This is a genomic window from Brevundimonas naejangsanensis, assembly GCF_003627995.1.
GTDB classification, from domain to species: Bacteria; Pseudomonadota; Alphaproteobacteria; order Caulobacterales; family Caulobacteraceae; genus Brevundimonas; species Brevundimonas naejangsanensis_B.
In genome coordinates, this window is sequence record NZ_CP032707.1 from 2294456 (window position 1) to 2311741 (window position 17286).

Consider the following 17286-nt stretch of genomic DNA (forward strand, 5'->3'; position numbering starts at 1 on the left):
TCAGGCTCCTTTGGGTCGTATGGTTCCGCCGCCCCGGGGCGGCTGGCGGCCGGCCTCCTGCGGCCCGCGGGCCCGGCCCGGGCTTCCGGATCCCAGGGCCGCGGCATTGGCGAAGTCGGCCAGGCCGGCGCTTGCGCCGCCCGCGACCCCCGCAGCGATGGCCGGGGCCTGCAGGAAGAAGATCGCGCCGAGGAGACACAGGGCGATGAAGATGAGGCCGCCGATCATCGGGTCGGCGCCCTGGATCGAGCCCCACTGATCGCGCACCAGGGAAAGAACCAGCTGGAAGATGACGATCATCAGGGCGAAGAGGACCAGATAGTTCACCGCCTGGCTCAGCCAGCCGAAAAAGAAGCGGCGGGTGGCGTCGAACAGGGCGCAGGCGATGAAGAAGGGGCCGAGGGCCACAAGCAGGGCCAGGGCCAGCTTGGCGACAAGAACCACACCGAAGCCCAGGGCCGCGGCCAGGGCCCCGATCACGAAGACGGCCGCGGAGATCACATAGGGCGCGGGATTGAAGGCGGAGGCGTCCCGGGCGATCTCCTCGCCCAGCCATGCCGCATAGGCGAAGAAGTGGTCGAAGGCGGCGCCGACGCCCGTCGCCTCGGCGCCGCTGACCGCCCGCGTCAGGACATCGGGCAGGCCGGTGAACAGGGGGGCGGTGACGAAGCCGGAATAGGCGGTCGTGGTCGCGAGCGCGTAGATCAGGGCGAGCTTGATGGAGCGGACCGCGAAATCCATCACGGGCTCGGCGATGGCGCCGCGCAGGATGGCGAAGCCGTAGAGGACCACATAGAGGACAAGGGCGATCCTCAGCGGCCCCTCGACCTCGGCGATCACGGCCGACAGCCGGCTGCCGAGAAATTCGTCGAGGCGGCCGTCGATGAACTCATAGCTCGGTTCGAAGACCCGGAACGCCATCGTCACGGTTCCCCCATGGTCCGGGCGTAGAGGGCCTGACGCGTCTTCCGGGCGGCCTCCGCCTGTTCGCGGGCGCGCTGGTCCTCGAGCCGGCTTTCCGCGGCCTGGGTCAGGGCGAGCCCCTGGAGACGTAGTTGCTCGTTCTGGACCAGGGCCGTTTCCGCCGCGAGCCGGGCCTCCAGATCCAGGACGGCGCGAGCGTGCGGGGCGGCGTCCAGGGCGCGGCGCAGGGACTCCAGGCCCTCCAGCCTCCGGTCGGACGCCCGCCCCACGGCCTCGCCGACGGCCAGATCCCGGGCTGCCCGGGCGCCGGCGCGCTCGAGGCTGTCGAGATAGAAGGCCTCGGCTGCGGGAAGGTCGCCCGACGGCGGCGTATAGAGACGGGTTTCGCCGCGGATGGCGGCGGCGCGATCCGCCAGATCGCCGAGCGCCGCCAGGTCTCCTTCGGCGGCCGCTCGCAGGGCGTGCAGCCCGGGGAGGGGATTGCGGACCTCCGGAAGGCCGAGGGCGGTCGCCAGGGCATTGACGCCGGAGACGGAGTTCAGGCTGTCGAGCAGGGCCTTGCCCTGTTCCACCTGGTCCTGGAGGGCGCGAAGCTGCGCCAGCGCCGTGCGGGCGTCCTCGACGAGCCGGGCGTAGGCGGCCGGGTCATGGACGATGTGCTGGGCCCGCGCGGCGGGGGCGGCGCAGAGAAGCAGGAAGGCGGCGACTGCGGCGACAGGGGCCGCGAGCGGACGGGAGGTCATGAGGCTCTCCTTCGGGCATGGAAATGATCGCGCCACTGCGCATAGCCGTCGCCGGTCTCCCCCCGGATCCGGTCGAGGAGGGCCACGGTCGCGGCCCGGCCGGAGAGGACGGCGAGGACATCGTCCATTCCCGTCAGATCCAGCTCGACCACCACGCTGTCGTGGCCCTGTTTGACCAGGAAACGACGGGACTCCGGCGTCAGGACATCGCGGACAAGGTGGAACTCCGTTCCGGTCAGTCCGAAGCCGTCCACATAGTCGCGGGCCTGGCCATGGGGGTTGGGCAGGAAGATCTTGGTCGCGCACTGCTCCAGGATGGCGTGGGCGATCGGCGAACGGAGAGCGTCGGCGGGCGACTGGGTGCCGAACACCATCATGGCGTTCTGCTTGCGCCAGGTCTTCAGTCCGTCCCGCGCCAGATCGGTGAAGGCCGGGTCGTCCAGCACCTTCCAGAACTCGTCTATGTCCAGCACCAGTCGGCGGCCGTCCACACGCTCGGTGATGCGGTGGAAGAGATAGAGCATGGCCGGGGTCCGGACCTCGTCGTGGTCGAGAATCCGGGTGATGTCGAAGCCGGAGAGGGGGGCGTCCAGGCTCAGCACGTCCTCGTCATTGTCGAGGACCCAGCCGAGGGGGCCGCCGGCCTGCCAGCGTTCCAGCCTTGCGCCTATCCCACCGGCGTCGCCCTGGCCGAGCAGGCTCCTCAGCGCGCCGATGGACCTTCGTTCGCGCGGCAGGGCCTCCAGCGCCGCGACCCCGTGATCGATGGCCCGCGCCTGGGCGACCGTCAGGGTTTCGTCCGGCCGGCTCACGAGGGCCCGGACCAGCCTGACGAGGAAGGCGCGGCTGGAGGGCGTGGGAGGCAGGGCCCTGAATGGCGCGAAGCCGGTCGGCTCTCCATTGTCCAGCGTCAGATAGGTTCCGCCGCAGGCCCGCACGAAGATCTCCGCGCCGCGGTCCTTGTCGATGAAGATCCGTTCGGCGCCGAACCGCTCGAGCCGGGCGAGCATGAAGTTCTGGACGACCGTCTTGCCTGAGCCCGACGGGCCGCAGATGAAGGTGTGGCCGAGATCACCGACATGGAAGCTGAAGTGGAAGGGAGAGCCCGCCGTGGTCCGCAGGACAGCCAGGGCGGGGCCCCAGTGGTTGCCTGTCGCCCTGCCGGCCGGACAGGCGTGGAAGGGCGCCAGGGCGGCGAAGTTGCGCGATGTGATTGCCGCCGGTCGGGTCCGCCGGGCGAAGGCCCCGGGAAACTGCGCCCAGAAGGCGGCCTCGAGCCCCAGATCCTCGCGCGCGACCACCATGCCGGAATCCGCGAGGATGGCGCGGGCTCTCGACAGGTGATCGGCCAGGTCTGCCGGAGTGTCGCCATGAACGAGGACGGAAGCCTGGTGTTCGCCCATGACGAAACGGTTGCTCACCAGCTCGTCCAGCGCCTCCGACAGTCCGGCGATCTGGGAAGAGGCCCGGTCCCGCGCCGAGACCATCTGGTTCTGCTTGCGCTCCATCACTTTCCGGGCCGAGGCTCCGGACAGGAAGGCGAAGGAATGGGTCGCCACGAAGCCGAAGGGGGCGGAAAGCAGCCCGTTCCAGAGTCCCGGCCGCGTCGTGGCCGGATAGTCCTTGATGGCCAGAACCCCTGCATAGCGGGTCTCGGCGGCGTCCCTGATCTCGAGGGTTTCCCGGCCGAAGATCACCCGCGCCCTGTATGCCGAGGAACCCAGATGGCCGTGCACCAGGGGGGAGGGCGTGCTCCGGCCGTTCAGGATGAGCCCGATCATCTCCATGGGCTCCGAGAACCAGATCCCGTCACGCTCATGCAGGCCGAGACGGCGCGGCGTGTAGCGGTCCAGGTAGCGGGCGAGGTCGCGCCCTGCTTCCTCGAGACGACGGAGCGGGCGGGCCCCGGCCTCGGGGTCCCGGCGGCGCCCTTGGCGCAGCCGCCGCATCAGCGCGGCCGGGCGGTCGGAAGGGGCGCGGCCGGGATGCAGGACAAGGGTGACGAACAGCTCGTTGAGCCAGAGCGGTCGCGAGGCGGTCAGGGCGTCATGGCCGGCGCCGAGCTCGGCGGCGAAGGCGGATCTGAAGCCGGTGGAGGGCGGGGCCTCGACCTGTCGCCGGACGACATGATGCCAGATCGCGAGCTGTTCGTCGGCCAGGTTGCGCCAGGCCTGGTTAAGCTTGAGGTGCCAGTCGTTGAGATCGCGGACGTCAGCCGTCTCGTAGCTGGCGCCCTGGATCTGGAACGCCAGCATGAGGGCGCCGCTGTCCAGGGCGATGACATGGTCGTTGACATGCCGCGCATAGGGCAGGTGCGGCCGGACTTCGGTTTCCCGCCCGAGCCGGCCCTGGCTGATCCGCGCCTCAGCCACGGGTCAACTCCGCGGCGCGGTAACGATGGACGAGGGGCAGGGGCGAGGGCGAACTTCCGCCCCAGAGCGCCGTGTTGCGCGCCCGGCCCCGGGTGTCGAGGTGAAGAAACAGGATGCGGAAGGCGTTGTGATCGGCGCGGCAGATGGCGCGGAACACCATGTGCAGGGCCGGGGCAGCCAGCAGATAGGCCAGGCTGCCGCCGATCAGGAAGACCAGCCCCGAAAGGATGACATTGACCCCCATGGCTTCCATGGGCACGCCCATCACCATGGCGGGCCGGGTGCACGCCAGGAAGAGCGGATCCTCCACGATACGTTCCTCAGCCATGCCCGCCCCCGGAAAGAAGCCGGGCCGCGGTCATGACCAACAGAAGGCCGCACCCCAGGCCCCCGACGATCTGGACGAAACGCACGGGCGAGATCAGCCGCCGCCCCAGCGCCAGCCCGAGGGCGAAGGCTGTCGCCGGCGCCGCCAGGGCGAGGATGCACGCGCCCGGGCTCACCGCGCGCCGCCGGTGATCAGGTTGACGATCTCGGCGGCGCCGAAGACCACGATGATGCCCAGAACGACTATGGCGGCGCGTCGCAGGTCGAACAGGCCGAACATCCAGAGGATGCCGACGACGACCACGGCCAGCACCGCGAGCAGGCGCGCTGTGTTGCCCGTGAGCATGTCGACGACGTTCTGGAGCAGGCCCTCGACATTGGCCGAGGCGAAGGCGGGCTCGACCAGCAGGAGGCTGGCGGCGCCGGCGATCAGGACGGCGGCGCAGAGCAGCCGCGGGCTTGAGGCATGACCGGTCATCTCTGACCTCCCCGTGCACTGTGGGTGGATGTGAAGACGAGGGACGGGGAGGCTGGCGCCCGTCCGAAGACGTCCCAGGCGGCGACCGGACCGGAAGGTTCGACGGTCGCCGGCGGATCCTGCCGGTCCGCGTCTCCAGCCGGAGCGAGCCCAAGGGCGGCGGCGGCGGCCTCCACCCTCGCCACATAGCCATTGCGAAAGCCCCGCTCCGGATGGCCCGTATTGTAGCGGGACAGGGCTATCCGCAGGGTCTGCTGCGGGGTCCGGTCCGGCCCTGGCCTGTAACCGGCGCGCAGGATCCTGTCCGCGGCCGCGAGGTTGCTGCAGGGATCGAAGGCCGCTTCCGGGCTCAGGCCGAGGCGGTCCAGGTTGTCGCTGTTGATCTGGGCCACGCCGAGGTCGAGGTTGGCGCCGCGCGCCAGCAGGTCGCGAGCGATCCGGGCGGCGTCGGCCGCGTCGCGCGGAGGTCGCGCCGGGCGCGGTCCGCGGTTGACCCCGATGGCGAGCGGATCGAAGCGGCTCTCTGCCCAGGCGACGGCGGCCAGGGTCGCGGGCGCTGTCTGCGGGGCGCAGGTCTGGGCCAGGATCAGTATGGCGGCGAGGTCCAGCAAGGCGGGGCTCCAGGTCGTGGAGCCTCATTCAGCCTTTCCGGAAGGCGGACTTCGACCCGACGCCTCCCCGTTGCAGATCTACGGTGGGGGAGAGGGAAAGACCGGCGAGGACGCGGCGAACCGGGCCACGGCCTGGATGCGGGTTCTCACCCCCAGCAGACGGCATGCGTCAGCCAGGTGCTCGTCGACAGTGCGCGGGGAGAGGCCGAGACGGGCCGCGATGCGGGCCGAGGTCAGGCCCCGTGAGGCAAGCGTCAGGCACTGGCGCTGCCGGCCGGTCAGGGCGTCGACCGAAGAGGGAGGGGGCGGGGGCTGGCGCATGGATACAGCACAGCCGGGCCGCCAGACTGCGGCCAGTCCGCAACTTCGCGGCGCCCGGTTTACGGAGCCTGATCGGGCGGCCGGTCGTCCTCTCCGTCCAGGTCGGGCGGAACCAGCCTTTCGAGCCTCTGCCTGAGCCAGGCCCTGGCGGCGTCGTCGCGGCGGACCGCCTGGAGCGCCAGCTCCCTGAACGCCCGCGTCACCGTGTTGATGATGGTGCGGCTGTCCAGTTCGGCGATCCCGTCGCCCATTTCCTCGTCCAGGGCGTGCAGGGCGACGACGAGAATCTCTCCCAGCTTGTTGTCCGCGGCCCGCAGGGCGAACTCCGGCGAGCCCAGGGCCAGGGCGGTGAGGATGGCGTACGGGTCGGAATCCGTCACCCGGGCGAAGCGATGGATGCGTTCGTGATGGATCTTGCCCTTGCCGGCCTCGAACAGCTCATAGGTTCTCAGCCGCATCCCCATGGCGTCCGCGACCTCGATGGTGCGCATCCGGCGATGGGCGCGGATCAGGCGAAGCGACGCTGAAAGCGTCGCGCTCTGGGATTGGCGTTTCTCCGGGCCCATGGACCGTCTCTCTCCCGCTGGCGAGGCAGGCGGATCGAGCCGCCCGCGCGCCTGCCAGTTGAAAAATGGAACAATGCTCATTCAAATGAAAGTCAGGAAAAAAACGGGCTCCATAAACTTGCGGGGCGACGAAAATAACGTGCGGTTATTGATGTCGCCGTTGCCTATGTATTCATCAGGACGGGAGAAGGCGATGAAGTCGCGCGATCCCTATCATCAGGCGCTCACGGCCCTGGCGGGGTTTGCAGGCGAGGGGCGGTTCGGTCCGGGCATGCCCCTGGTCATCACGAGCCTTGCCGGGGAGCTGGGATTGAGCCCCACGCCTGTCCGGGAAGCCCTCGCGAGGCTTGCCGGAGAGGGGGTGATAGAGCACTGGCCCGGGCGCGGCTATTTCGCTCCGGGTCTGGCGGCGAGCGACATCGTCGAGCTCTATGACTATCACCAGCGCCTTGTTTTATGGGCGGTCGACCTGCCTGTCATCGCCTCGAACGCGCTGCCCCTGCCTCTGGCGGACACCTGGTCGCGGCGCCTGGAACAGGTTTTCGCCCGCGCGGTTTCAGGCGCCGGAAACAGGGTTCTGGCCGGGGCCTTCCGTCTGGCGGCGGCCCGGCTGCGTCCCGTCCGAGCGGTGGAGGCGACGATCGCTCCTGTACCGCCCTCCCAGGTCGAGCGTCTCGAGGGGCTCCTCGGGGAGGTTGCCGGAGACGGCTTCCGGGAGGCTGTCAGCCATTATCACCAGGGCAGGATTGAGGCGGCGGAAAGCATAGCTGCCGCCATGAGGCGTGGTGTTGAAAGTATAGATTGAATATAGCTTTCAAATAGGCCGGAGAAGCCGCTTCCTTGCGGGGCCGGCGCATTTCGCGCCGGAACCAGGAGGTAATGTCATGTTGAAGACCCTCTCCGGCCTGATCCGTCTCGGATCGGCCGCCGTCGAGACCCGCGCCGAGGATGAATTCGGCAAGTCCGAGCTCAATCCCGTCTATCGCTATGACGACCTCGGCGTCCGCGCCGATGTCGTCCCTCTCGGCGCCGCCGGGAAACAGACGCGGGCTGACTCCATCGAAGGCCACCTCGAGCTCATCCCGGTCCAGCGCTGGGAAATGACCGGCGCGAGCCGCTGAAACGAGGGAGGACGTCGCCCTGTCGGCGGCGTCCTCACGTCCGTGGGGAGGTCGGGATGACCCCTGTGTTGAAGGCGGGTGTTCACGCCGCCGCGGTGGGCGACGCCCTGATCCTGCTGGACCTGGTCGGGGACGGCTATCTCTGCCTGCCAGGCGCGGGCGCCGCGACAACAGTGACGGAGGATGGCGCTGTCGAGGTGACGGACGCCGCGACCGCGGAGGTTCTTCGGCAGGCCGGCCTTCTGGGGGCGAGGCCAGTTTCGCCGCCTGCGCCCTTGCCGGGCAGGCCTTCTGCGACGGTCATCCATGATCCGCCAGGACGCCGGCCCGATCCGGCGATGTGGCTCCAGGGACTTGAAGCAGCGCTGGCTGTGCGGAGGGGCCGCAAGCGGGGCGGGGTGAGCGATTATCTGGCTCTGGCGGGCCCCCGGGGCGGCGACCGGAGCCCGGGCCGCGTCGTCGAGGCGGCGCGCGCCTTCTGGCGCATGGCGCCCTGGTTGCCGATCGAGGGCGAATGCCTGGTCAGATCGGCCCTTCTGATGCGTTTCCTCTCACGCCGTGGTCTGGAGGCTGACTGGGTCTTCGGCGTCCGGCTATGGCCCTTCATGGCGCACTGCTGGGTGCAGCTCGACGAGCTCTGTCTCAATGACGATGTCGAACGCCTTGCCGCCTATACCCCGATCTACTGCCGATGAAACCGTCAGATCACGGCTATATGGTCATCCACTCCGGCGGGTCGGGCCCGGCGGATCGGGCTGTTCTCGCAGCCGGACGAAGGGGCCTTGAAAGGGCAGGCTGGCGCTCCGCCCTGGCAATTGACGACATTGAGGTTTTCGTCGGGCCGCTTCGGGCGCCCAGGGTTCGCCAGGTCCATCTTCGCTGCATTCTGATCGGCGACTATCGGCCTCACCGCCAGGCCTTGTCCGCCCTGATCGGCGGCAGTCGCAGCGCTCGCCAGCTTGCCCGGGCGGCTGTCGGCGGAGGATGGGGGCGCTACGTTCTGATCTGGCGTACCGACGCGGGCGAGCTCGCCGTGCTTCGCGATCCGGGAGGGGCGGTCGACTGTCTCGTCTGGAGCCGTGGCGGATTAAGACTGGCTGCGGACCAGCCGCCGCCCGAGGCGGACGTCCTTCTTCCCGATGACCTGGCCATCGACTGGGAGCGCCTCGGCGAGATAGCCGGCCAGCCGGGGCTGGCGAGCGACCAGCCGCCGCTGCTCGGCCTGACCGCGGTCGCGCCGGGAGAGTATGCGCTGTTGAAAGGCGGTCCTGTTCGTGAGGCGGTGTGGACCCCGGCCGATATCTGGAGGACGCGCCGCTCCGATCCCTCGCCGGAGGCCCTCCGGTCTGTGGTGGATGCGGCGGTGGCGGCCGAGACCGAAGGCTATGAACGCCTGGTCGGGGAGATGTCCGGCGGCCTGGACTCCGCTGTCGTCTCCAGCAGCCTCGCCGCGAGCGGCGAAGCAGGGAGAGTCAGTTTCGTCAACTACTACGGGGATTGGGCCGAGGGAGATGAACGCGCCTATGCCGAGGCGAACGCCCGCTTGAGCGGACTGTCGCTCGAGGTCGTGAGAAAGCCTGTCGCCCCCATCACGCCCGCGCTCCTGGAGCCTCTCGGGCAGGGCCTGCGCCCGGCGCTGCACGGGGTTGACGCTGCCTATGATCGTGACATGGCGGACCGGCTGACGGCGGCCGGAGCCACGGGACTTCTGACCGGCCAGGGCGGGGATGCGGTCTTCTTCCAGGCGCCCGACCCCCGCGTGGCTGTCGATCGCCGCCGGCGACGGGGCTGGAAAGGATTTGAACCGGCCTACTGGGCCGAGGTCGGTCGATGGACGCGGCATTCAGCATGGACAGTCGCCGGGCTGGCGCTGGCGCCCCGGCGCGCCGTTTCGGGGAAGGGCCGACGTCACCCCTGGCTGGAGGATTGCGACGATCTTCCGCCGGGCAAGCGCGGCCAGATCCTTCGTCTGGCGAATTGTCAGCTGTTCCGCGGGGACTGTCTGCGGGCGAGAGCGGCTGATCTCATACATCCGCTGCTCAGCCAGCCCGTCATGGAGCATGTTCTGGCCGTGCCGTCGGATCTGCTGCTGGCCGGGGTCCGGGATCGCGGGCTTGCGCGTCTGGCCTTCGCTGATCGCCTTCCTGAGATGATCACCGGGCGACGGGACAAGGGCGATCTCAGCGCCTTCTATGGCCATGTAGTTCTGTCGAGCCTGCCGGAGCTGCGTCCCTTCCTTCAGGAGGGCAGGCTGGCGGAGCGCGGCATTCTGGATCGGGACAGTCTCGGTCGCGACCTCGAACCTGACAGGCTCATGTGGGCCGCTGACGGCAATCGGCCCCTCTTGCTGGCGGTGCTGGAGACCTGGGCACGCCAATGGGAAGATCGGATAGGCCGGCGGAGGATGGAGGCGGAACCAGATACGCTCCATGGAGCGTAGAGCCGGTGCGCGAGCCGCATGCCGGTCAGTTTTCGGAATAGAGGGCGGCGAGGAGCTTCCGAAGCTCGGCTTCACGTCGCTCCGGGTCGAGCGCGGCGAGCTTCTGCATGCGGAACTGCACGGCCGGCAGGTCGGCCACATGCGTCGGGCCGAGCAGGGACCAGTCAGGCTCTCCGCGCTTGAACGAGATGAGGAACCGGCGATGTTCCTCGGGCATGTCGCCGACCATGATCGCAATGAGCTTCTCGCGGACATCGAGCAGCGTCCGGAGGGGCGTGTCGTCGGCAGTCATCCCGACGAATTCCTGATCGTATTTCTGGACCAGATCGCGCCGGCGAGGGGCGAGGATCGTGTTCAGCGCCCTGGCGCTGCTGAGCAGGTAGGCGATGAAGGCCTGGCGGAGATCATCACTGACTCCTTCGTTCTCGAGCAGCAGCTTGACGTCATAGAGATCGCGGGGGTGCTGGCGATCGAGCGCGGCCACGATCTTGCCGGCGTAGAGATCCGGCTGTGAAACCACCCAGGTTTCAGCGAAGCCGTATTTCTCCTCCACCGCGTCCGTGACGCGCATGAGCGCGGGTTCGTAGACCACGCCGCGCATCACGGGGGTGACCTCGATCTTGATCGCGGCGCCGGCCTGGACGTTGAGGCGTTCGATATAACCTTCGGCAGAGCGTTGCGCCGCAACCTGGGCGCCCCGGATGCTCGTCATGATATTGCCGGTGATCCGGGTGAGACCTGCTTCAATTCCCCGGATGGCCTCTTCCCAGGGTTGGATGGGCAGGTAGGTGAGGTCGAGATCGACCGACAGGCGTGGGAAATCCCTTACGAACAGATTGATCGCCGTGCCTCCCTTGAGGGCGAAATCCCTTTCCTCGGCCAGAACCGGCAGGATGCGCACCAGGAGGGCGACCTGCCGTTCATAGGTCTCACGCGGGGCCATCGAGATCCTCCGGCACCGTGATCATGAACTGCGGATCGAGTTTTCCGCCCTCGACCAGCACACGCTTGCCCGAGCCGAGATCGAAGGTCTGCGGATCGAGGTGCTTCAGCCAGCGATGATTGTGCCGGAAGGCGAAGAAGAAGAAGAGGCGCTTCACCTTGATGCTCCTGCAGTCATGCAGAAGCCTGGTCAGCCGGCGCGGGCTGAGCGTCGCCAGTCCCTCCATCATCTTGTCCACCTGGTGGAAGCTCTCCTTCTTCGGAAGCTGGTCCAGCATTTCCAGAATGGCGCGCTCGGGCGTCGAGACCGTCAGCGGCCATTCAAAATGGCCCCAGGGGATCTGTTTCGTGCTTCCGTGGATCGGGTCATTGCTGCCGCCCCTGTTGTCCATGACGTGCCAGGCGAGGCTCGTCAGTCCAGTCGTGGCAGGCTCGTTGCGAAACAGCCTCTGGCTGTTGTGGTAGGAAAAGCGAACGCCGAGGTTCAGCTTCCCTACCCACCTTGGCAAGGGTTCGGGGCCATACAGATGCACCTCCCGAACGTCAGCAGAGAGGTAGTGGCTGAATCCCTGGAGCTCCAGGGCGGTTCTTCCTCCCACCAGGAAGGCCTGGTTGAGGATGGTCTGCAGGGAAATCACCACCTGTTCCCAGCCCAGGACGCCGCGTGGCCGCCGGTAGACGCTGCGCGCCGGCTGTTCCAGCCAGCCTGCGGAGACGTACTGGCTCCGCAGCGCCGAGGAATAGCCATGCTCGTTCATCCACGTCGAGTCGACCAGCAACCCTTCCGGGAGGCGGGATATGAGCTGGTTCAGCTTTCCTTCAACTTGCATAGTCATGCTTAGCATATTGGCACATTTCCAAACCGACAGAAAGTTTGAATTCCATTCCTTTTGCTAAGTCAGACTTTCCGGTTTTGGCCATGGTCAAACCATCCGCTCTTTCCCATTCCGCGCGACGGCATATCGAGGGACCCGTCTGTTCAAGCCGGACAGGCGGTGCATTAGCGGACCGGGGCGAGCTCGCGGTCATCCGGATGGGGGGCGAGATATCGGTCAAGCCATTCGAGGATCCTGGCGTGCAGGTCCCTTAGATTGCCCGGGCTGAAGTAGGTGTGGCCTTCGCCGTAATAGGTCACGAGACCCGCTTCCCGGTTCTGACGATAGAGAGAGCTGAACAGGGCGCCCATGCGTGGCGTGTCGAGGTCGGATTCGATCAGCAGGGCTGGAGTGCGGATCCTCTCGACCTGGTAGAGGGGGCTGGCCTCGACATAGGCCCGGGGCATCGCCGCGAAATCGCCGATCGACGCCTGACCTGTCTCTCCCCAGCCGATCATCTGCCCGACAGGAACGCCTTCCTCGGGCGCGACACGAAAGAACGGCGGAAGCTGCATTGACAGGCTGAGATCCGGATAGCCGTTCGAGGCTATGACCGCGCTGAAGCGGTCGCTCTGGGCGACGGCGCTGAGAACCCCGTAGCCGCCGAAGCTGTGACCGATGAGGGCGATGCGCTGCGGGTCGACGAACCCCAGCTCGCCGGCGGCGTCGACAGCGGCCAGGATCCGGTCCGCGATCCCGGCGGCGGGACGGCTTTCACCGGGAGCCATGGGAAGGCTGACGACGAGGACGGCATAGCCCGCGGCGGCGATCACTGCGGGATTGTTCTGCAGACGGGCCCCGCCGGGCATAAGGGCGGCGGGCGCGGTGCGCGGCGCGGATCCCGGGTAGACCTCGACGACCACAGGGGGAGGGACTTCCGGCTCGGGACCCGGAGGCAGAAGAAGCCAGCTCGTGAGGTGCTGGCCGTCCGGACCCCGGTGCGGCACGGCGACGATGCGTCCCCAGTCTATATCGCGCCATCCGGCGTTGACCTCGGCCAGGAGCGTGACGCCTTCCATCGTTCTCAGGAGGACCCCGCCCGTTCCCTGGTCCAGGCGACGCCTGGTCACGAGGAAGTCGGCGTTCGGGCTGACGGCGAGGATGGTTTCGTCCCCTGCAAAAGGGGGCAGGCAGGCGGGTTCAGGCTTTCGAAGGTACGACAGGCAGGTCTGGTCGACCAGGGTGCGGGCGCCCAGGACGAGAGGAGAAGGATTCCATCGTGCAGGATTGCCCAGGTCGACGCTTTCGCCCTGGTCGCGAAGCTGGCCACGCGCCAGCAGCGGTCCTCCGGGTGCGAGGCTGTAGACGCCGTCGGCGCGCTGGACGGCCGCCCGCCCGTTGAGTTGTACGATGCGCTCGTTCGGCTCCTTCACCGGTACGGGGCGTCGGCCGGATGCGTCGGGTGTCGCCCAGACGCGGTCCCCTTCGGCGGTCCTTGCCTGGACAAGCGGCCGGGCGCCGTCCCAGCTCGCCAGGGCAACGGCGACGCCATCCCAGGTGCGCTGGATCCATGGCTTCATCCGGCCGAGATCCAGCGCCCGGGAACGTCCCCCGGGCGACACCGTCCAGAAGCGGCCGTCATCGTCGAAGTCGCCGCCCGGAGGGCGACCGAAGACGATCAGTTCGCTGGAATCTGGCGACCATGTCATCAGATACATGGCCAGATCCTGGTCGGGCAGGGGACTGAGCACGGCGCCTGTGTCGAGGGCGACGAGGCGGAGACGCCGCCGCCGGTAAGGATCGCCGACCCGGACCAGGCGATCCGGCCGGGGCTGCAGATCCTCGGCGTCTTCCAGCAGGGCGGCGTGACGGCCGTCTGGCGAGAGCCGAAGATCGAACCACTCCCCACGGGCCAGAAGCCGCGGCGTTCCGGTGAGAACGTCGAGGGCGACGAGGGTCGAGGGTTCGACGGTGGTCCGGGACTGGCGGCTCTGACCGCTGGGGATGTAGACGGCGCTGGAGCCGTGGCCGCTTGCGGCCGTACGCCACAACCTCTCCACCCTCTGCTGAACCTTGAACCCGACCCGCATTGAAACGGGCGGATCGTGGCGTGGCCGGGCGATGAAGATGAGTTCCGTCGCCGAGCGCCAGGCGACCGTCTGGCCGAACTGGATCATCTCCGGAGTGAACGGCGTCCAGATCGTCTCCCCGGTCGCAAGCGTGAGGACGCCGAGCTGCAGGTCGTCGGCCGTCACGCGAAAGACGGCCATGCGGGCGCCGTCCGGTGAAAAGGGACCGCTGATATAGCCGGCCTCCTGGCTGACGGCGGCCAGCCGGATCGGCGCCCCGGTCCGGTCTACGCGGTGAAGCTCGAGATCGCTCAGGAGGGCGCCGGTCATGGTGGCCAGGGCGTAGGTTCCCGCCTGGTCGTACGGGCGCTGGCGCTCGATCGCGACCCACTTTCCGTCCGGACTGATCCGGGTCGTTCCCACATCCTCGTGGCGAAGCAGGTCGTTGATCGTGAAGGGACGCGGCGTCTGGGCGCCGGCCGGCCATGCGGCCGTTGTCGCCAGCAGAAGGGCAAGTATCGCGCGCCGCATCACCAGGCCCTGGTCAGTTGCAGGGAGACGAAGCGCCCGAGCACATTGGCGTTGGCGGGATCATAGGCCACGCCCTCGGGCGCATCGTAGAAGGGCGGGTCGCGATCGAACAGGTTCTGCACCGTGACGGTGAGGCCGGTTCCCGCCAGAAGGCCGTGGTCGGGCGTGTACCGGACCGCGAGGTCGGCCGTCGTCCAGGAGCCGATGCGTTTGCCCGTCAGATCGCGGTAGGCGTCGACGTAGTTGACCGAGGGCGATACCGACCAGGGACCGCGCGCCCATGAGCCCGAAGCCCGGCCACGCAGGCCGACCGGAAAGTTGGGCCGGTCAAGCTGGGAGACCGTCGGCGAGGTCGGCGTCGGCCGGGCGTCGAACCGCTCGAGCCAGGTCAGGTTGACACCGAAATCAAGGGCGTCCTGCCCACGGGCGAAGCCATAGTCGACATTGAGATCCGCGCCCTGGACCTGCACGCTCGCCGTATTGACGTAGCGGGCGTCGACGATGGCTCCGTAGGAGGAGGCGGGAAACTGGTCGCGCAGGGCGGTCGTCGGCAGGTCGAGGATGGCCTGGATCGCCGCGAGATCCTTGCTGTCGGCGGGGTTCAACATCCTGACGAAGGGCGCAAGGGAAGGATCGCCCAGCGCGGTCAGGATGCTCTCCAGGGCTGGCTGGCCGATCCGGTTCTCGAAATCGGTCCGGAAGCCGTTCACCCCGATGCGCAGGCCGGGAAGAGCGGCTGGACGAACCTCGAGGCCGAGCGTCCAGGTGTCGGCTTCCTCCGGCTGCAGGTCCGGGTTGCCGCCATAGAGGATCATGGAGAGGATCTGCTGCGAGCCGCGCGGGAGAATGGACGGGCTGGCGCTAGGGGTTTCGTTGACCTCCCGCAGGGCCGGGGCCCGGAAGGACCGGCCGTAGTTCGCCTTGAGGCGCAGCGTCCCGACGGGATCCCAGACGACCCCGACCTTGGGGCTGGTGGTCTGGCCGACATCGCCATAGTCCTCGAACCGCGCCGCGAGCGAGAGCTCGAGACGCTCGAGGCCCGGACGGCGGTTGGTTGCGCCGAAGACAGGAACGCGGACTTCCCCGAAGGCTGCGGCCACATGCCGGTCGGTCTCTGCCGGCGCGCCGACGGTCGGGGCGACGCCGCTGGTGAAGCCCGTAAACTGCCGCTCGAAGGTCTCGTTACGGAAGGAGAGCCCCGCCGCGAGGCGGAGCGGGCCGCCCGGGGCTTCCATCAGTGTCCCGGAAACCTGGAGGTTGGCCGAGGCGACGCCCGTCCGGTTATGGGTCCGGGAGTAGCCCGAGCTGATGAAGTCGAGCACGGCGCGCGTGTTCACCGCCCCGTCGCCAAAGGGATTGAGGTAGCCGTCGCGGGAGGGACTGTAGGGGGTGGCGGGATTGTCGGCGATCGCTCCCAGCGCCTCGCGAAGATAGGTGGACTGGAGCGTTCCGGAGGAACCGGTCCTGCTTTCCTCGGACGCCCAGGCGACATAGGCGTCGATCCGCCAGTCGGAGGAAAGGTCGAACGCGCCGCCCAGGCTGGCGCCGATGCTCTCGACCTCGCCGGTGATGCGCGGCGGCGCGATTTCATTCTGGAAGGAGTAGGCGATCGTGTGGGAGCGGGCTCCGGTCGGGGAGACGAACCAGGGGTTGGCGCTGGTCACCGTCAACAGGGTGTTGAGTGGGAAGGAGACGGTCTCGTAGTTCCGTTTTCCGTACCGGGCGTCGGCCGTGACCTCGAGACGATCGCCGAAGGCCTGGCGCCAGAGGGCGTAGGCGCCGTGACGGGTCTGCCGCGGAAGGACATTGATGTGGGCGCGCTGGTTCTCGAGGTTGACCTTTCCGGGCAGAAAATCGCCGGGCTGCAGGCCCGCGCCCGATTGACCGGTCGGAATGGCCCAGGCCGGAAGATAGCCGCCGGACGCAGGATCGAAGACGACGATGTTGCCCGGATTGCTGTAGAATTGGCGTCGGTCGCTGCCCCCGCGCCATCTGAGGTCGGAATCGCTGGCCAGACGCCGGTGCGTCCCGGACAGGGCCTCCCGATCGTAATATTCATAGGAGACCAGGGCGTTCCCGCTGCTCCAGCGGCGGCCCAGGGTCTGGCCGAACTGATATTCCCCGCTCGCCCCGTCGCTGGTGTTTCCGACCCGGATGCGGCTTTCCGCGCCCTCGTAGTCGTCTCTCAGGATGATGTTGACGACGCCGCCCACGGCGTCGGCGCCATAGAGGGCGGAGGCGCCGTCGAGGAGAACATCGACCCGCCTGATCGCGGCTGCCGGTATGGTCGAGACATCTGCGAAATCGCCCTTTGCGCCCGTGCCCGCCATGCGACGGCCATTGACCAGGACGAGGGTGGCGTCGCTGCCCAGTCCCCGCAGGTTCACGCCGTTGGCGAAGGTGGTGTTGGTTCCTGACCGGTCCCCGCCATTGTTCACCGCGCCCTCATTGGCGCTCCCGCCGAAATTCTGCGGCAGGGCGGCCAGGAGCTGGGCCACGGTGGCGCGCCCCTCGCGGTCCATCCTGTCCCGGTCGATGCTGATGACGGGCGAGGGGCCGTCGCCCACGCCGCGGATCAGGCTGCCCGTGACGATGACGTCGTCCACGACGGTGAATTCGTCATCGATCAGGCCGGCGCGCGCCCCCGGGTCGAAGAGGACGTAGACGTTCTGGCGGGATTTGCGGAACGCCAGACCGGTGTCGCGCAGCAGCTCGGCCAGGCCCGCTTCCGCGCTGTAATCGCCCTGCAGTCCGGGGGATGTCCGGCCTTCCACCAGCGCTGCTGGATAGAGGATCTGGAGGCGGCTCTGTTCGATGAAGACGTCCAGCGTCCGCGCGAGCGGGCCGGCGGGCGCATCATAACGCCTTACGGCGTCCGCGCCCTGCGCCCAGGCCGGCGCGGCGCAGGCGAGAAGTACGGTTGAAAGTGCTGTCGTCGTCCCAAGGTCGATGCGCATGGTCTTCCCCGATTGCTCCCCCGCACGGCGCGGGACGGACAGAGACGCCGGGAAGGCGCGGGCCCCCTA

Annotated in this window: 16 protein-coding genes; 4 read left to right on the forward strand and 12 right to left on the reverse strand. The window is 68.2% G+C overall.

Annotation, left to right across the window (positions count from 1 at the left end):
- From D8I30_RS10905 to D8I30_RS10945, 8 genes are all read right to left on the reverse strand, one after another.
- Window positions 1-921 carry a type IV secretion system protein gene (locus tag D8I30_RS10905; protein WP_121482767.1) on the reverse strand — a complete coding sequence of 307 codons (921 nt, stop codon included), beginning with the start codon at window positions 919-921 and terminating at the stop codon, window positions 1-3.
- Between the two features lie 2 nt (window positions 922-923).
- A complete protein-coding gene (locus D8I30_RS10910; RefSeq protein ID WP_121482768.1) occupies window positions 924-1667 on the reverse strand; it encodes a type IV secretion system protein in 744 nt (247 codons plus the stop codon).
- A complete protein-coding gene (locus D8I30_RS10915; protein ID WP_121482769.1) occupies window positions 1664-4039 on the reverse strand; it encodes a VirB4 family type IV secretion/conjugal transfer ATPase in 2376 nt (791 codons plus the stop codon). The genes D8I30_RS10910 and D8I30_RS10915 overlap by 4 nt, the downstream gene beginning before the upstream one ends.
- The gene (locus D8I30_RS10920; RefSeq protein ID WP_121482770.1) at window positions 4032-4367 is read right to left on the reverse strand and encodes a type IV secretion system protein VirB3; all 336 of its coding nucleotides are present in this window, start codon (window positions 4365-4367) and stop codon (window positions 4032-4034) included. Before D8I30_RS10920 ends, D8I30_RS10915 begins: the two co-directional genes overlap by 8 nt.
- Window positions 4368-4538: 171 nt before the next feature.
- Window positions 4539-4844, reverse strand: coding sequence for a TrbC/VirB2 family protein (locus D8I30_RS10930; RefSeq protein ID WP_162938876.1), 306 nt, complete (start codon window positions 4842-4844; stop codon window positions 4539-4541).
- The gene (locus D8I30_RS10935) at window positions 4841-5455 is read right to left on the reverse strand and encodes a lytic transglycosylase domain-containing protein (protein WP_121482772.1); all 615 of its coding nucleotides are present in this window, start codon (window positions 5453-5455) and stop codon (window positions 4841-4843) included. The genes D8I30_RS10930 and D8I30_RS10935 overlap by 4 nt, the downstream gene beginning before the upstream one ends.
- Window positions 5456-5533: 78 nt before the next feature.
- Window positions 5534-5776: a helix-turn-helix domain-containing protein gene (locus D8I30_RS10940; protein WP_121482773.1), complete on the reverse strand. Its 243-nt coding sequence runs from the start codon at window positions 5774-5776 to the stop codon at window positions 5534-5536.
- Window positions 5777-5835: 59 nt separating this feature from the next.
- Window positions 5836-6342 (reverse strand): XRE family transcriptional regulator, encoded by a 507-nt coding sequence (locus D8I30_RS10945; protein WP_205570702.1) that lies wholly within the window; start codon window positions 6340-6342, stop codon window positions 5836-5838.
- A gap of 73 nt (window positions 6343-6415) precedes the next feature.
- On the opposite strand from D8I30_RS10945, the gene D8I30_RS10950 reads away from it, so the two are divergent.
- The 4 genes from D8I30_RS10950 to D8I30_RS10965 all read left to right on the forward strand — a co-directional run bounded on the left by D8I30_RS10950 (window position 6416) and on the right by D8I30_RS10965 (window position 9903).
- Entirely contained in the window at window positions 6416-7147 is a 732-nt protein-coding gene (locus D8I30_RS10950; RefSeq protein ID WP_162938877.1) for a GntR family transcriptional regulator, read from the forward strand.
- Window positions 7148-7226: 79 nt separating this feature from the next.
- Window positions 7227-7463, forward strand: a complete 237-nt coding sequence (locus D8I30_RS10955) for a hypothetical protein (protein WP_121482776.1) — start codon at window positions 7227-7229, stop codon at window positions 7461-7463.
- Between the two features lie 56 nt (window positions 7464-7519).
- Window positions 7520-8158 carry a lasso peptide biosynthesis B2 protein gene (locus tag D8I30_RS10960; RefSeq protein WP_121482777.1) on the forward strand — a complete coding sequence of 213 codons (639 nt, stop codon included), beginning with the start codon at window positions 7520-7522 and terminating at the stop codon, window positions 8156-8158.
- A 20-nt stretch (window positions 8159-8178) separates the two neighbouring features.
- A complete protein-coding gene (locus D8I30_RS10965; RefSeq protein WP_162938878.1) occupies window positions 8179-9903 on the forward strand; it encodes an asparagine synthase C-terminal domain-containing protein in 1725 nt (574 codons plus the stop codon).
- A gap of 25 nt (window positions 9904-9928) precedes the next feature.
- Here the strand turns inward: D8I30_RS10965 and D8I30_RS10970 are convergent, their stop codons facing one another.
- From D8I30_RS10970 to D8I30_RS10985, 4 genes are all read right to left on the reverse strand, one after another.
- On the reverse strand, window positions 9929-10846 hold the full coding sequence (locus D8I30_RS10970) for a nucleotidyl transferase AbiEii/AbiGii toxin family protein (RefSeq protein ID WP_121482779.1): 918 nt from the start codon (window positions 10844-10846) through the stop codon (window positions 9929-9931).
- Window positions 10833-11681 carry a type IV toxin-antitoxin system AbiEi family antitoxin gene (locus D8I30_RS10975; protein WP_121483500.1) on the reverse strand — a complete coding sequence of 283 codons (849 nt, stop codon included), beginning with the start codon at window positions 11679-11681 and terminating at the stop codon, window positions 10833-10835. The genes D8I30_RS10970 and D8I30_RS10975 overlap by 14 nt, the downstream gene beginning before the upstream one ends.
- A gap of 164 nt (window positions 11682-11845) precedes the next feature.
- Window positions 11846-14260 (reverse strand): S9 family peptidase, encoded by a 2415-nt coding sequence (locus D8I30_RS10980; protein ID WP_121482780.1) that lies wholly within the window; start codon window positions 14258-14260, stop codon window positions 11846-11848.
- Window positions 14260-17217: a TonB-dependent receptor gene (locus D8I30_RS10985; RefSeq protein WP_121482781.1), complete on the reverse strand. Its 2958-nt coding sequence runs from the start codon at window positions 17215-17217 to the stop codon at window positions 14260-14262. The genes D8I30_RS10980 and D8I30_RS10985 overlap by 1 nt, the downstream gene beginning before the upstream one ends.
- Window positions 17218-17286 lie beyond the last annotated feature (69 nt).